Annotated in this window: 12 protein-coding genes; 3 read left to right on the top strand and 9 right to left on the bottom strand. The window is 64.6% G+C overall.

The genetic code is table 11. The features are described from left to right. Positions 1-104 precede the first annotated feature (104 nt). From OU800_RS00680 to OU800_RS00665, 4 genes are read right to left on the bottom strand one after another with little or no spacing between them, the layout of a single operon-like run. Positions 105-1,292 (bottom strand): hybrid sensor histidine kinase/response regulator, encoded by a 1,188-nt coding sequence (locus tag OU800_RS00680; protein WP_268180371.1) that lies wholly within the window; start codon positions 1,290-1,292, stop codon positions 105-107. After that, positions 1,286-1,897 (bottom strand): chemotaxis protein CheB, encoded by a 612-nt coding sequence (locus OU800_RS00675; protein WP_268180369.1) that lies wholly within the window; start codon positions 1,895-1,897, stop codon positions 1,286-1,288. Before OU800_RS00675 ends, OU800_RS00680 begins: the two co-directional genes overlap by 7 nt. Continuing rightward, positions 1,894-2,703, bottom strand: a complete 810-nt coding sequence (locus tag OU800_RS00670) for a CheR family methyltransferase (RefSeq protein ID WP_268180367.1) — start codon at positions 2,701-2,703, stop codon at positions 1,894-1,896. The genes OU800_RS00675 and OU800_RS00670 overlap by 4 nt, the downstream gene beginning before the upstream one ends. Next, positions 2,703-6,203 (bottom strand): response regulator, encoded by a 3,501-nt coding sequence (locus OU800_RS00665; RefSeq protein WP_268180365.1) that lies wholly within the window; start codon positions 6,201-6,203, stop codon positions 2,703-2,705. Before OU800_RS00665 ends, OU800_RS00670 begins: the two co-directional genes overlap by 1 nt. A 130-nt stretch (positions 6,204-6,333) precedes the next feature. Here OU800_RS00665 and OU800_RS00660 point away from each other — a divergent pair, with 130 nt between their 5' ends. Further along, positions 6,334-6,729 carry a response regulator gene (locus OU800_RS00660; protein ID WP_268180363.1) on the top strand — a complete coding sequence of 132 codons (396 nt, stop codon included), beginning with the start codon at positions 6,334-6,336 and terminating at the stop codon, positions 6,727-6,729. Here OU800_RS00660 and OU800_RS00655 read toward each other — a convergent pair. From OU800_RS00655 to betC, 5 genes are all read right to left on the bottom strand, one after another. Continuing rightward, positions 6,726-7,508: an N-acetylmuramoyl-L-alanine amidase gene (locus OU800_RS00655; RefSeq protein ID WP_268180362.1), complete on the bottom strand. Its 783-nt coding sequence runs from the start codon at positions 7,506-7,508 to the stop codon at positions 6,726-6,728. The two genes, OU800_RS00660 and OU800_RS00655, sit on opposite strands and share 4 nt — an antisense overlap. Then, positions 7,505-8,095, bottom strand: a complete 591-nt coding sequence (locus tag OU800_RS00650) for a MarC family protein (RefSeq protein ID WP_268180360.1) — start codon at positions 8,093-8,095, stop codon at positions 7,505-7,507. Before OU800_RS00650 ends, OU800_RS00655 begins: the two co-directional genes overlap by 4 nt. 249 nt (positions 8,096-8,344) lie before the next feature. Then, positions 8,345-9,916 (bottom strand): SulP family inorganic anion transporter, encoded by a 1,572-nt coding sequence (locus tag OU800_RS00645; protein WP_268180359.1) that lies wholly within the window; start codon positions 9,914-9,916, stop codon positions 8,345-8,347. A 197-nt stretch (positions 9,917-10,113) separates the two neighbouring features. Next, entirely contained in the window at positions 10,114-11,034 is a 921-nt protein-coding gene (locus OU800_RS00640) for a choline ABC transporter substrate-binding protein (protein WP_268180358.1), read from the bottom strand. 193 nt (positions 11,035-11,227) lie between these two features. After that, positions 11,228-12,736: a choline-sulfatase gene (betC, locus tag OU800_RS00635; RefSeq protein WP_268180356.1), complete on the bottom strand. Its 1,509-nt coding sequence runs from the start codon at positions 12,734-12,736 to the stop codon at positions 11,228-11,230. A 113-nt stretch (positions 12,737-12,849) separates the two neighbouring features. On the opposite strand from betC, the gene OU800_RS00630 reads away from it, so the two are divergent. Both OU800_RS00630 and pbpG read left to right on the top strand, forming a co-directional pair. Then, on the top strand, positions 12,850-13,770 hold the full coding sequence (locus OU800_RS00630; protein ID WP_268180354.1) for a choline sulfate utilization transcriptional regulator: 921 nt from the start codon (positions 12,850-12,852) through the stop codon (positions 13,768-13,770). Between the two features lie 140 nt (positions 13,771-13,910). Then, positions 13,911-14,786 carry a D-alanyl-D-alanine endopeptidase gene (gene pbpG, locus OU800_RS00625; protein ID WP_330221416.1) on the top strand — a complete coding sequence of 292 codons (876 nt, stop codon included), beginning with the start codon at positions 13,911-13,913 and terminating at the stop codon, positions 14,784-14,786. Positions 14,787-15,010 lie beyond the last annotated feature (224 nt).

Here is a 15,010-nt window from a genome sequence, read left to right as displayed (position 1 = left end):
TGCAGATAAAATCCTTACAAATCAAAGAATTACATCATGACCCAGGGCATCTGATCCATGCACTTTGCAAGATGCATGAATCAGATCACGTGCATTTTGCACGATCAATCATGACGGGGTAGCACGACGCTGAAACAGGAGCCCTCGCCCAGGCGGCTGCTCAGTTCGATGCGCCCGCCATGGGCCTGGACGATCTGTTCGCTGATGAACAGGCCCAGCCCCAGCCCCTGAGGCACGTTGCTCTCCGATACACGCTCGAATTGCTCGAACACCCGGCGCTGATCGGCCTCGGAAATGCCCAGGCCCTGATCCCGCACCTCGGCCCGGACGACCTCCTGCTCCCCCCTCACCCGCACCGACACCGGCTTGCCAGCGCCGTAGCGCAGGGCGTTGGTGAGCAGGTTGGCCAGCACCTGCTCGATGCGGAATTCGTCCATCAGCACCGGTGCCGGGCCGTCCACCTGCAGTTCGACCTGGCTGCCCTGGCTGGCGAACTGCGCGGCCAGGCTCTCTACCACGCTGCCGGCCAGCACACCGAGATCACCCGGCTGCGGGCGCACGGAAAGCTTGCCGGTGCGGATGCGCGACACATCCAGCATGTCGTCGATCAGACGGGTCAGGCTGCGTAGCTGGCGCTCGTCACGGGCGATCATTTCCTTGAGCTTGTCTGGGCTGAAGGCGTCCTCGCGCCCCTGTTCCAGACGCATCTTGCGCAGTTGCACGTCGAGGATCAGGCCGTTGAGCGGGGTGCGCAGCTCGTGCGAGGCGATGGACATGAAGGCGTCACGCATCTGCACCGCCTTCTGCAGCTCGGCCTGGGTCTCGCGCAGCTCGGCGAGCAGTGCCTCCTGCTCGCGCCGTGCCGCCTCGACCACCTCCAGTTGCAGGCTCAGGGCCTTACGGTGGCGATACAGCTCGACGAACATGGTCACCTTGCTGCGTACCTCGAAGGCCGACAGCGGCTTGTGCAGGAAGTCCACCGCGCCACTCTCGTAGCCACGGAAGGCGTAATCCATGTCGCGGCCAGCGGCACTGACGAAGATGATCGGGATGCGCTTGGTCTTCTCCGTGCCGCGCATCAGCTCGGCCAGCTCGAAACCATTCATGCCCGGCATCTTCACGTCGAGGATGGCCAGGGCGAACTCGTGCTCGAGCAACAGTGCCAGTGCCTCGTCGGCGCTGCTGGCCTGGTACACGCTGCATTGGTCGCTGTGGATCAGCGAGCGCAGCGCCAGCAGGTTCTCTGGCAGGTCGTCGACGATCAACACCTTGGCTTCGATCTTTCTCAGCATGGCGGGGTATCCAGTTCGGTCAGCAGTACGCGCATGGCGGCTAGGGGCAGGAGAAAGTCCGGTTGCAGCAGCGCCAGCGCGGCTTCCGGCATGGTCGGTACCTGAGCGTCGGCGGGCTCCTGTACCAGGGTCAGGCCACCGGCCTGCTGAATGGCCAACAGACCGGCGGCGCCGTCCTCGTTGGCACCTGTGAGCAAGGCGCCGGCCAGGTGCTCGCCATAGGCGTCGGCGGCGGACTCGAAGAGAATGTCGATCGATGGCCGGGAGAAATGCCGGGGCTCTTCGCGGCTGAGGGAAAAGCTGTGATCGCTCTCGATGGACAGGTGATAACCGGCCGGCGCCACGTAAACCACGCCGCCGCGCAGGTACTCCTTGTCCTCGGCCTCCTTGGCCGGCAGTTGCAAGCTACGGGCGAACAGTTCGGCCAGCAGGCTGTCGTTGCGATCCGGTACGTGCAGCAGGCACACCACCGGCAGCCGATAGCTCGGCGGCAGGCCCCGCAGGAGCTGCAACAGCGCTTCCACGCCGCCGGCAGAGGCGCCGATCACCAGCGCTTGTAGCGGCGCGCGAACCTGCCCTCGCAGGTTGATCGGTTGCCCGCTCATCGTTTGCGGAAGATCCGCTCGGGGCGCGACAGCGCCTCGAACTGCTGGGCATAGGCGGAGAAGTCCAGGCTCTCCTTGCTGCCCAGGCCGAGAAAGCCGCGATGACAGAGGGAGTCGTGGAACAGGCCCAGGGCGCGATCCTGCAGGTCGCGGTTGAAGTAGATCAGCACGTTGCGGCACGACACCAGATGGGTTTCGGCGAACACGCTGTCGGTGGCCAGGCTGTGGTCGGCGAAGGTCACGTTGGCCCGTAGCGACTTGTCGAACAGCACGCGGTCATAGGCCGCCGAGTAGTAGTCGGAGAACGCCCGTTTGCCACCGGAGAGCTGGTAGTTCTGGGTGTAGGTACGCAGGTGGTCGAGAGCGAAGATGCCTTGCTCGGCCTTCTCCAGCGAGTAGGGATTGATGTCGGTGGCGTAGATCATGCTGCGTTCCAGCAGGCCTTCCTCGTGCAGCAGGATGGCCAGGGAGTAGACCTCCTCACCCGTGCTGCAACCGGCCACCCAGATCTTCAGCGACGGGTAGGTGTGCAGCAGCGGCACCACCTGTTCGCGCAGGGTGAGGAAGTAACTGGGGTCGCGGAACATTTCGCTGACCGGGATGGTGAGGTACTGCAAGAGCTGCATGAAGGCCTGCGGCTCGTGCAGGATGCGCTCCTGCAAGGCCGAGATGGTCGGGCAGTCCAGTTGCGCTTGAGCCTGGCGCACGCGGCGCTTGAGCGAAGCCTTGGAGTAGTCGCGAAAGTCATAGCTGTAGCGCAGATAGATGGCCTCGATCAGCAGGCGCAGCTCGATCTCGTCGGGCATCACAGCCGCTCCAGTTTGGGCATCCATACGCGGATCAGGGAGAACAGCCGATCCAGGTCGATGGGTTTGGCCAGATAGTCGTTGGCCCCGGCCTCGCGGCAGCGCTCCTGGTCATCCTTCATCGCCTTGGCGGTGACCGCGATGATCGGCAAGTGCTTCCACTGCGGCTGCAGGCGAATCTGCCGGGTGGCTTCGTAACCGTCCATCTCCGGCATCATCACGTCCATCAGCACCAGATCGATGTCGTCGTACTGGCGCAGCTTGGCCAGTGCCTCGACGCCGTTGCGGGCGAACTCCACCGTGGCGCCCTTCTGTTCCAGGGCGCTGGACAGGGCGAAGATGTTGCGCACGTCGTCGTCCACCAGCAGCAGGCGCCGGCCCTCGAACAGCTTGTCGCGGCTGCGCGCGGTCTTGAGCATGCGCTGGTGCTCGCTGGACAGCTCGGCCTCGACCTTGTGCAGGAACAGGGTGACCTCGTCCAGTAGGCGCTCCGGCGAACGCGCGCCCTTGATGATGATCGAGCGCGAGTACTTGAGCAGCTCGGCCTCTTCGTCGCGGGTCAGGTTGCGCCCGGTGTAGACGATCACCGGCGGGAAGGAGCAGATGTCTTCCTCGGCCATGCGCCGCAGCAGCTCGTTGCCGAGCATGTCGGGCAGCTTGAGGTCGATGATCATGCAGTCGAATACCGTGTCGCGCAGCTTCTCCAGCGCCTCGCCAGCCAGGGCCACGGCGATGATCTCGATATCCTCGTCGCCGATCAGGCGGGCGATGCTGTCACGTTGCAGCGGGTCGTCCTCCACCAGCAGCACGCGCTTGACCTGCTGGTTGAGCTTGGCCTCCAGCTTGCCGAACACGGCCTTGAGCTGGTCGCGGCTGGTGGGCTTGAGCGCATAGCCCACTGCTCCCAGGTGCAACGCGGCCTCGCTGTGGTCGTCCACCGAGACGACATGCACTGGGATGTGGCGGGTCTGCGCGTCGTCCTTCAAACGCTGCAGCACGCCGAGGCCGGAGCCGTCGGGCAGGTGCATGTCGAGCAGGATGGCGTCCGGGCGGTACCGGCGCGCCAGTTCCAGACCCTCGTCGGCGCAGGTAGCCACCATGCAGGCGTACCCCAGCTCGTGGGCCAGGTCGAAGAGAATCCGGGCGAAGCGCACTTCATCCTCGACCACCAGCACGCGCCGCCCGCCATGCTCGGCCAGGTGCGCGCGGTCATCCTCGAAGGCGAGGGGTGCACGCGGCACCTGGGCGGGCGCCGGCACCGGCGGCGTCACGGTCGCAACTGGCGCTGGTGCTGGCAACGCAGCCGGCACGACGACCTGATTCTCAGCACCCTCGGCCGCCATCTGCTCGGGCAGCAACAGCGTGAAGGTGCTGCCCTCACCCAGCACGCTGCTGACCACGATGCTGCCGCCGAGCATGCCGGCCAGGTCACGCGAGATGGACAGGCCCAGGCCGGTACCGCCATAGCGTCGGTTGGTGGTGCCGTCGGCCTGGCGGAAGGCCTCGAAGATCACTTCCTGCTGATCCGGGGCGATGCCAATGCCGCTGTCACGCACGGCGAAGGCCAGGGTCTGCGCATCGTGACGCGACACGCTGAGGGTCACGCCACCATGCTCGGTGAACTTGAAGGCGTTGGACAGCAGGTTGCGCAGGATCTGCTCGGCGCGCTGGCGGTCGGTGAACAGCACGGCAGGCAAGTCATCCTGCTCCTCGATCACGAAGCTCAGACCGCGCTCGCCAGCCAGGGGTACGAATACGTCGCGCAGGGCTTCGAGCATGCTCGCCAAGGGCGTGCGCTCGGGGCGCACCTCCAGCTTGCCGGCCTCGACCTTGGCGATGTCGAGAATGTCGTTGATCAGATTGAGCAGATCGTTGCCGGCCGAGTAGATGGATTCGGCGAACTTGACCTGCTCGTCGTCGAGGTTGCCCTTGGCGTTTTCCGCCAACAGCTTGGCCAGGATCAGCGAGCTGTTGAGCGGCGTGCGCAGCTCATGGCTCATGTTGGCGAGAAATTCCGACTTGTAGCGACTGGCGCGCTGCAGTTCCTCGGCGCGCTCTTCCAGTTGCGCCTGAATGCGACCCAGGGTGGTATTGCGCTGATCCAGCTCATCACGCTGGTCGGCGAGAATCTGCGCTTGCTCGGAGAGTTTCTCGTTGCTCTGTTCCAGCTCGGCCTGCTGGGTTTCCAGATGGGCCTGGGACTCCTTGAGTACCCGCGCCTGTTGTTCCAGCTCCTCGTTGGCCGCACGCAGCTCTTCCTGCTGGGTCTGTAGCTCTTCGTTGAGCTGCTGGGTCGCCATCAGCATTTCCTGCAGACGCTGACGATAACGCGCGGCCTCCAGCGCGGTGCCGACGCTGCCGGCGATGGCTTCGAGGAATTCGCGCTCGCGCGGCTCCAGGGTGCGCATGAAGGCCAGCTCGACCACGCCGTTGACACGATCCTCCGATTGCAGCGGCACCAGGGCGACACTGACCGGCTGCCCCTCGCCGAGACTGGAGGTCACCTTGATGTAGTCGGCCGGCAGGTCATCCAGGCAGACCAGACGCCGCCCCCGCGCCGCCTGCCCGACCAGGCCTTCACCGTTGTAGAACTGCTCCTTCGACTGGGCATCGGCACTGAAGCCGTAGCCGGCGATACGCCGCAGATCGCCGCTCTGAGGGTCGCGCAGGTACAACGCGGCCACCACGCAGTCGAGGTATTCGGCAAGGAATTCCAGCGAACGATCCGCCAGTTCCTGCACCTGCGGCTGGCCGAGCAGGCGCTGCGTCAACCGGGTCTGGCCATCCCCCATCCAGGCCCGCTGGCTCTGTTCCTGAGTGTACTCGGCCTGTTTGGACATGGCCTGGGAATAGAGGTGCGAGAGGTTGAGCAACTCGCGGCGACCGAACAGGGCCAGCAGGGCGCTGAACAGAATGCTGACGGCCAGGTAGATACCGGCCCCCCACGTGGTGGTGCCACGCACCTCGTCATTGCGCCCCTGGCGCAACTCGCGCTCGTTGTTGATGAAGCTGTCCAGCTCCCGGCGCATGCCGTCCACCAGACTCTTGCCACGGCCACGACCGATCTCGGCCCTGAAGCTTTCACCACTTCGGCGACTGCCGATGACCTCCTCGGCGAAGCTGTCCCACTGCTCCTGCAAGGCCTGTACGCGCTGCAGATGCTGCACCTGTGACGGGTTGTCGGCGACCAGTGCGATGAGCTGATCAGTCAGCGGCCTGAACTTGCTGCGCGCCTGTTCATAGGGCGCCAGATAGTCGTCCTCGCCACTGAGCAGGAAACCCCGCATGCCGGTTTCCATGTCCAGGGTCAGCTTGTACACCTCGCTGGCTCGGTTGAGCACCTCATCGGAGTGATCGACCCAACGGATCGCATTGAGCAGGTAACCGACCATGAAGGCGAAGAACAACGCACCAGCCAGACCCAGACCGAGCGGCAGGCTGACATTGCGATTGAGGATTCGACGAAAGGCTGCGTCGTCCATGGCGGACTGGTTCGACACTGGGACGTCCATTCGATGCTTGTCTCGCTGCTGCTTATTCTAGGGGAGAGGCCTGTGGCACACTGACCACGAGCAGACACCGCAGTTTGCCAAACATTCGCGCATTCTGCGCGCCGAAACCGAGAACTTCATGACCTATACCGATTCCGCCACCATCAAGACCATCGTGCTGGTCGAGGACGATGACGTGGTGCGCCAACTCACCACGCAAGTGCTGGAGGAGTTCGGCTACCAGGTTCACGCCCTGCGCGACGGCGCCAGCGCTCTGGAGCTGCTGCGCAGCGAGCAGCCGGTCGACCTGCTGATGAGCGACATTGGCCTGCCGGGCATGGACGGGCGCGAGCTGGTGCAAGCCGCGCGGCGGCTAAGGCCGACCTTACCGGTACTGTTCGCCAGCGGTTACGACGAGCGCGAATTGCTCGCAGAAGTGCGTGCCCGCGACACTACTGCCGCCACCGACAGCATCGTCAAACCTTACGACCTCCAGGTGCTGGCCCGTCGGTTGAGCGAGCTGAGCGGCGCCTAGCCTGCCGCCTGCTGGTTGAGCACCAACAGGCGCGCGGCGGTTTCGGCGTCCGGCTGGCCGTCGTAGTTGGCCGGCCGGTATTTCATCTGGAAGGCGGCGATGACGTTGCGCGTGGCCTCGTCCAGCTCGCCGCTGCGCGACACCGTGTAGCCCTGGCGGGCCAGTTGCTCCTGGAACCACTCGACGCTGGGCAGGCTGGCGGCGAACAGTGCCTGCTGGCGCGCCACCTGGGCCTCGTCCGGCCAGGGGACAAGGCCCTCGTCGGCCAGACGCTTCCAGGGGAACAACGGCCCCGGGTCGACCTTGCGCTGCGGCGCGATATCGCTGTGACCGATGATCGAGCCCAGCGGCAGTTGGTGCCGACGCACGATGTCCTTGAGCAGGGCCACCAGCACATCGATCTGCTGCGGCGCGAAGGGCTGCCAGTAGCGGCCCTTGGGCGTGTCGTAGTAACCCTGATTGACCAGCTCGATGCCGATGGTCGAGGCATTCAGCCAGGTGCGCCCCTGCCACTCGCTGACGCCGGCGTGCCAGGCGCGGCGGTTTTCATCGACCAGGCGATAGAGCGTCGCTGGCCGGTCGCCGATCAGGTAGTGGCTGCTGACGTCGGTGCTGGTCAGCAGTTCCAGCGAGCGTGCCAGGTCGGCCGAGGTGTAGTGCAGCACGACGTATTGCACGCGGCTGTTCTGGCCGACCGCGGTGTGGCTGTCGTCGATGCGCAGACCGCCAGTGCAACCGGCAAGCACGACGAGGATGAGGGCAAGGCAGAAAGATTTCATAGGTGACTGAATACGCTTTGCAGGTTGTCCAGCAGCATGTCGACGCTGAGCATGATCAGCAGCATGCCCATCAGCCGCTCCACCGCCATCAACCCGCGGTTACCGAGAAAACGCTGCAGGAACGAGGCCTGCAACAGGATGAATGCCGTCGCCGCCCAGGCCAGGATCAGCGCCAGGTACAGCTCCCAGAGCGGCCCGGTGTGGGTGTTGCGCAAGGTCATCAGCACCGCGAGGGCCGAGGGCCCGGCCACGGCCGGCGTGGCCAGCGGCACCAGCATCGGCTCGCCGTCGGGCACGTCGCCGAGCAGGCCCTGCGGGCTGGGGAAGATCAGGCGCATGGCGATGACGAAGAGGATGATACCGCCGGCGATGGCGGTCGCCTCTCGCGACAGGCCGAGCCCGGTGAGGAATTTGTCACCAAAGGTGAGAAACAGCAGCAACAAGGCCAGGGCGAACAGCAACTCGCGGGCGGCGACCCACAGGCGACGGCGCGGCTCGACGTTCTTCAGCGCAGCGATGTAGATGGCGATATTGCCGAACGGGTCGGTGACCAGAAAGATCAGTACGGCGATGCTGAAGATGTCCATGGCGGCCTCCGGTGAACGAGGCTGCGTAGTCTAGAGATGGCCAAGGCTTGAAGCGAGAGGCTTAGAACCTGTTCACGATCTGCTGCGCGTCGGCCATGCTGCGTTGAAACCAGCCTCGCGTGCGAGCCCAGACGAGGCGTCCCCGTCAAAAATGCTCATTTACAACTCGTAAAGTCGAACGCGACTCCGAGCGTTTTTCGCCTGATTTCGCCTTGCCTGGCTCTAGCTCGCGAGATCGTGAACAGGCTCTCAGTCCTCGAAGACCAGCGGGCAGTGCTCGGCGCCTTCGAGCTTGCGAATTTCCTCCACCACCTGCGGCCGCGCCTGGCGCAGCACCAGGCTGCGCTGCAGCACCTGCAGGCGGCGGGCCTCCTGGTGCAGCATCTCGACACCGGCATAGTCGATGAAGTTGATGTGCCGGGCGTCGATCACCACGCGCGGCGCGTGGCTGTTCTGCAGCAGTTGCTGGATGTAGTGACAGGCGCCGAAGAAGATCGAGCCCTCGATGCGCAGCACATCTTCGTCGTCATTGCGCCACAGGCGCACGCGTGGCTGCGAGGTGCGCTTGAGGTAGAAGAACAGCGACGCCAGCACGCCGGCATAGATCGCCGTCTGCAGCTCCAGCACCAGGGTGGCGGCGAAGGTCAGCAGCATCACCACGAATTCGGCCTGGCTGACCCGGCGCAGCGCGCGAATCGCTGGCAGATCCACCAGCCCCCAGCAGATCAGCAGGATCCCCGCAGCCATCACCGGCAGCGGGATATGCGCCAGCAGGGCAGCGCCGAACAGGGCGAACAGCGCCACCAGCAGTGCCGAGAATATTCCCGCCAGCGGCGTGCGTGCGCCGGCTTGCAGGTTCAGCGCCGAACGGGTGAAGGAGCCGGCCGACAGCGAGCCGGAGAACCAGGGACCGACGATATTGGACAGGCCCTGGGCGCGCACTTCCTGGTTGGCGTCGAGGAACTGGTGCGACTTCACCGCCAGGGCGCGGGCGATGGACAGGCTGGTGACCAACCCGAGCATGCCGCAGGCCACGGCCGCCGGCAGCAGGCGCAGCACGTCGTCGAGGTCGAAACGCAGCGCGGTTACAGGCGGCAGGTTGCCGGCGAAGGGCGCCACCAGGGCGATCTGTTCGGCGTAGCGCGCCGGCAGCAACCAGGCCAGCAGGCTGCCGACCACCAGGCCGATCAGCAACGCCGGCGCCTTGGGCCAGAGACGGCGCACGCCCAGGCTCAGCAAAAAGGTGAACAGGGCCAGCGCCAGGCTCGGCCAGTGCGTCTCGGGCAGGTGCTGGCCGATCTGCAGCAGGCTGCTCAGCGCCGTGGCCTGGCTCGGCACCTCGACACCGAGCAGATTGGGCACCTGGCCGATGGCGATGACCAGCGCTGCGCCCAGGGTGAAGCCGAGCACCACCGACTGCGAGACGAAGTTCACCAGGGCGCCGAAGCGCAGCAGGCCAAGCAGCCACTGGAACAGCCCGGCCAGGAAGGTCAGCAGCAGCACCAGGGCGATGAAATCCTCGCTGCCGGCCTTGGCCATGGGGCTGACGCTGGTGAACAGGACGATGGAAATCGCCGCCGTCGGCCCGCAGATCAGGTGCCAGGACGAGCCCCACAGGCAGGCGATGATCACCGGCACGATGGCCGCGTACAGGCCGTATTCGGCCGGCAGCCCGGCGATCAGGGCGTAGGCCAGCGATTGCGGCAGCGCCAGGATGGCGCCGGTCAGGCCCACCAGCAGGTCGTTGCCGAGGGTGCTGCGGCGAATACCGGGCAGCCAGCGCAGGAAGGGCAACAGGGTCTGGAGGTCGGGTAGCGGCATCGTCTACGGGTTTGAGATGAACCAAAGGGTGAAGTGTAAACGACGTGGCCCGGCAGCCGCTGCCAGAACGATCCGGCTCAAGCGTGACCACGGTCGGTAGGAGCGAATTCATTCGCGATCAGAGTCGGCACACTGTGCCACATCCTATCGCGAATGAAGGGGAACGCCGCCCGTTCGCTCCTACCGGATGAGAGCCGTTACAGCCGCGCCTTCACCGCCGCCAGGCCGTCGCCGCCATCGCGGGTGGTGACGCCCTGCAACCAGCCATCGAGCACCTGCGGGTTGGCCTTGAGCCAGGCCTTGATCGCCGCGTCGTTGCTGGCCTGCTTGCTCAGTACCTGATCCATGATGCTGTTCTCCATGTCCTGGGTGAAGCGCAGGTTGGTGAGCAGCTTGCCGACGTTCGGGCACTGCGCGGCATAGCCCTTGCGCGCCAGGGTGTTGACCTGGCCGCTGTCGCCGAAATACTTCTCGCCGCCCTTGAGGTATTTCATGTCGTACTGCACGTTCATCGGATGCGGTGTCCAGCCGAGGAATACCACGAACTGATCGCGCTTCACCGCGCGACCGACCTGCACCAGCATCGCCTGCTCGCTGGACTCCACCAGTTTCCAGTCGCCGAGGCCGAACTCGTCGGCGGCGATCATCTGCTTGATCGACTCGTTAGCCGGCGAACCGGAAGCGATGCCGTAGAGCTTCTTGCCGAATTTGTCGGCGTGCTTGTCGAGGTCGGCGAAGGTCTTCACCCCGGCTTCATAGGCATAGGTCGGCACGGCCAGGGTGTACTCGGTACCCTCGAGGTTCTGCGCCAGCTTGTCCACCTCGCCGCTGGCGACGAATTTGTCGTAGTTGCTCTGCTGCGCCGGCATCCAGTTACCGAGGAAGACGTCTATCTGCCCCTTCTGCAGGCCGGCGAAGATGATCGGCACCGCCAGGGTCTGGCTCTGCGTCTGGTAGCCCAGGCCGTCGAGCAGGAAGCTGGCGATGCCGTTGGTCACGGCGATATCGCTCCAGCCCGGATCACCCAGTTTGACCGTGCTGCAGGCTGCATCCTCGGCCCAGACATTGCCGGCGCTGCTGAGCGCGGTGGCGAGTAACAGCGCATTGAATCGGTTCATGGCGTCTCTCCTTTTTTCTTCTGTGTTGGGCGCCTCTGAAAACGTAGGCGAGGCAGCCAGCGCAAGGCAAAAACAGGCGAAAAAGCGGAGTTTACGAGCTGTAAATGAGCATTTTGAGCCTGTTTTTAACGCAGTGATGGCAACGCAGGTAGTTTTTAGAGGTGTCCTTTTGGGGGCGGCAGTGGGTAAAGGTTCATACCTGAGGAAAACGGGCGCGGCGCTCCAGATCGTCGAGGTCGATGTGGTTGCGCATGTATTGCTGGCTGGCGTCGACCCAGGGCTGGTGATCCCAACTGGTCAGCTTGCCCTGGCTCAGCGCTTCGGCCACCAGGCGGCGGCGGCGCTGGCTGGCCAGGGTGGCGGCGTGGATGGTCGGGACATCCCAGCGCTCGCGGGCCTCGGCGAGGAAACCGGCGAGGATGCCCTTGTGCTCACTGGATTCGGCCAGGTTGCGGCGCTCCTGCGGGTCGCTTTCGAGGTTGAACAGCAGCAGCGGATCCTGCTCGGAATAGACGAACTTCCATGGCCCGCGGCGGATCATCATCAGCGGGCTGGTGGTGCCCTCGGCCATGTATTCACCGAGCACTTCGTCGTGGCCGCTTTCGCCGTTTAGGTGCGGCAGCAGCGAGCGACCTTCCAGCTCCAGGCCCGGGTCGACCTGGCCGCCGGCCAGTTCCACCAGCGTTGGCAGCAGATCGAGAGTGGAGACGGACTGGCTGACGCGATGCGCGGCGAAGCGCTGCGGCGCATGCACCAGCAGTGGCACGCGGGCGGACATCTCGAACCAGTGCATCTTGTACCAGAGGCCGCGCTCGCCAAGCATGTCACCGTGGTCGCCGGAGAAGACGATCAGGGTGTCCTCGGCCAGGCCGCATTCTTCCAGCGTCTTCAGCAGCTTGCCGATGTTGTCGTCGATATAGCTGCAGGCGCCGAAGTAGGCGCGGCGGGCGTCGCGGATCTTGTCCTCGGGCAGCGGTTTGTCCCACAGGTCGATGACCTTGAGCAGACGCTGTGAGTGCGGGTCCTGCTCGCTTTGCTCGATGTGCTGGCGCGGCAGAGGAATGTCCACGCCCTCGTAGCGATCCCAGTATTCGCGGGGAATGGTGTAGGGGTCGTGCGGGTGGGTCATCGACACGGTCAGGCAGAATGGCTGCTCGGGCGTCAGGCGCACGTGGTCATAGAGGTACTGGCGGGCCTTGAATACCACCTCCTCGTCGAAGTCGAGCTGGTTGCTGCGCACGCAGGGGCCGGCCTGCAGCACCGAGGACATGTTGTGGTACCAGCTAGCACGTACGTCCGGCTCGTCCCAGTTCACTGCCCAGCCATAATCGGCGGGGTAGATGTCGCTGGTCAGGCGTTCCTCGTAGCCGTGTAGCTGATCCGGGCCACAGAAGTGCATCTTGCCCGACAGCGCCGTGCGATAGCCGAGGCGGCGCAGGTAGTGGGCATAGGTCGGCACGTCGGCGGGAAATTCCGCGGCATTGTCGTAGGCGCCGATCTTCGACGGCAAGCGGCCGCTGACCAGGGTGAAGCGCGACGGCGCGCACAGCGGGCTGTTGCAGTAGGCCGAATCGAACACCACGGCCTGCTCGGCCAGCTTCATCAGGTGGGGCATCTGCACCGGCGAAGCGGCATCGTGCAGCGGCAGGATTGGCGCGGCCATCTGGTCGGCCATGATGAAGAGGATGTTCGGGCGCTTCATGGTGGCGGGTATTCCATACTGTTGGTTTATGCGACAGTGCGGGAGCCATGATTCCGGTAGAACGGCAGCAGGGTAAACCCGGCTGTGAAACATGCCTTGGATAAGCAGAGCTTATGTTTAAAGCCATCGATGGACTGTCGCTCGACGCGCTGCGGGTGTTCGAGTCGGCGGCGCGCCAGCTCAGTTTCACCGCCGCCGCCAGTGAATTGGGTAGCAGCCAGCCGGCCATCAGCCAGCAGATCAAGCGCCTTGAGCAGCAACTGGCCACACGCCTGTTCGACCGCGTCTATCGCGGCATCGTCCTGACCGAGGCCGGCGAGTTGCTGCTGAGCCATGTGCAGGAAGGGCTGGCCAGTCTCGATGCCGGGCTCGTCGCCGTCACCACGCGCCAGCAGCATGAGGTGCTGCAGGTGGCCACCGACTTCGCCTTCGCCGCCTACTGGCTGATGCCGCGTCTGCAGCGCTTCAACCGCCTGTACCCGGAGGTGGACGTCAGCCTGATCACCAGCGAGCGTGACCCGGCCACGGTGCCCAGTGACATCGACGTGGCGATTCGCTTCGGTGATGGCCGCTTCAAGCACGGCGAGGCCCATCTGCTGTTCCGCGAAGAGGTGTTCCCGGTGTGCAGCCCGCGCCTGCTCGGCGCACGCCAGCCACCGCTGCCGGTCGCGGCGCTGACTGACCTGCCGTTGCTGCACCTGCGCCCTGAACATCGCTCGCGCTGGTTCGACTGGGATAGCCTGTTCCGTGCCCTTGGCATCGCCAGCATGCCGACGCCCGGTGCGCTGCGCTTCGACAACTACACCCTGCTGATCCAGGCCGCCATTGCCGGGCAAGGCGTGGCCATCGGCTGGCGTCATCTGGTGGATGAACTGCTCGCTCAGGGGCTGCTCTGTCGCCTGGGTGACGCCGAGGCGCACTCGGCACTTGGTTATTACCTGGTACTACCCGAGCGCAAGCGTCGCCAGCGCCTGACCGAGCGTTTCGTCGACTGGTTGCAGGCGGAGCTGGATTCGTCGGCAGCGAGCGTTTGATCGGGCCATACTGCAATAGCCAAACGTGATCCTTATACTGAGCACCGCCGCTCTAGCCGGTCGTTTTCCATCACCCGCCAGCGGCTCCCACACTCCAACCGGTGAAGTGAACCGTGAAACTCCGTCATTCGATTTTGGGCATGCTGCTGTGCAGCAGCCTTGCTGTCTCGAACCTCCAGGCCGCTGTGGCCCAACCCAAGCAGGAACTGGCCGCCGGCAGTGCACTGCTGGTCGACCTGAAGACCGGCAAGGAGCTGTATTCCAGCAACCCTGACCTGCGCCTGCCGATCGCCTCGGTCACCAAACTGATGACCGCCATGGTGGTGCTCGACGCCAAGCTGCCGCTGGATGAGGTGCTGCCCGTCAACATCCGCGACACCAAGGAAATGCAGGGCGTGTTCTCCCGCGTTCGCGTGGGCAGTGAACTGAGCCGCCGCGACATGCTGCACCTGGCGCTGATGTCCTCGGAAAACCGCGCGGCGGCCAGCCTCGCCCACCATTATCCGGGCGGCCAGACGGCCTTCATCAAGGCGATGAACGCCAAGGCCAAGGCGCTGGGCATGACCCACAGCCACTTCGTCGAACCCACCGGCCTGTCGGAAGACAATGTCTCCACCGCCCGTGACCTGGCGCTGATGGTCAAGGCGGCCCGCCAGTACCCGCTAATCCACCAGTTCACCACCGATTCGGAAGCCACCATGGCCTTCCGCAAGCCCAACTACACCCTGGGTTTTCGCAACACCAACGCCCTGGTGCGCAAGGCCGACTGGAACATCTACCTGAGCAAGACCGGCTTCACCAACGCCGCCGGCCGTTGCCTGGTGATGGCCACCACCATGGCCAACCGCCAGGTGGCCTTCGTGGTCCTTGGCGCCTTCGGCAAGTACACCCATATGGCCGACGCCAACCGCCTCAAGCGCTGGCTGGAAACCGGCAAGGTCTCCCCGGTGCCGGCCGCCGCACTCAGCTACAAGCAGCAGAAGCTGGCCGAGTGGAGCCTGCAGGCCAAGCAGTGATCTAGCGCTGATGCCAAAAAGGGCGACTCGATGAGTCGCCCTTTTTTGTGGTTCATCGCATTTTCAGGGGGAATACCTGGTTGACACCGGACTGGCAAGTTTGTGTGAGTGCTTGTTCCGGATTGCCGCGTTTTTGCTGATGTTTTTTGGTTTCGCCCTCCCGGGCGAGTCACTTTTGGGGCAAAAGTAACCAAAACCTCCGCCCTTTCATCCGGCCCTGGCTG

It is taken from the genome of Pseudomonas sp. GOM7, from assembly GCF_026723825.1.
In the GTDB taxonomy this organism is placed as follows: Bacteria; Pseudomonadota; Gammaproteobacteria; order Pseudomonadales; family Pseudomonadaceae; genus Aquipseudomonas.
The sequence above is the reverse complement of the archived record's forward strand: the minus strand, read 5'-3'. Positions and strand labels throughout refer to the sequence as shown.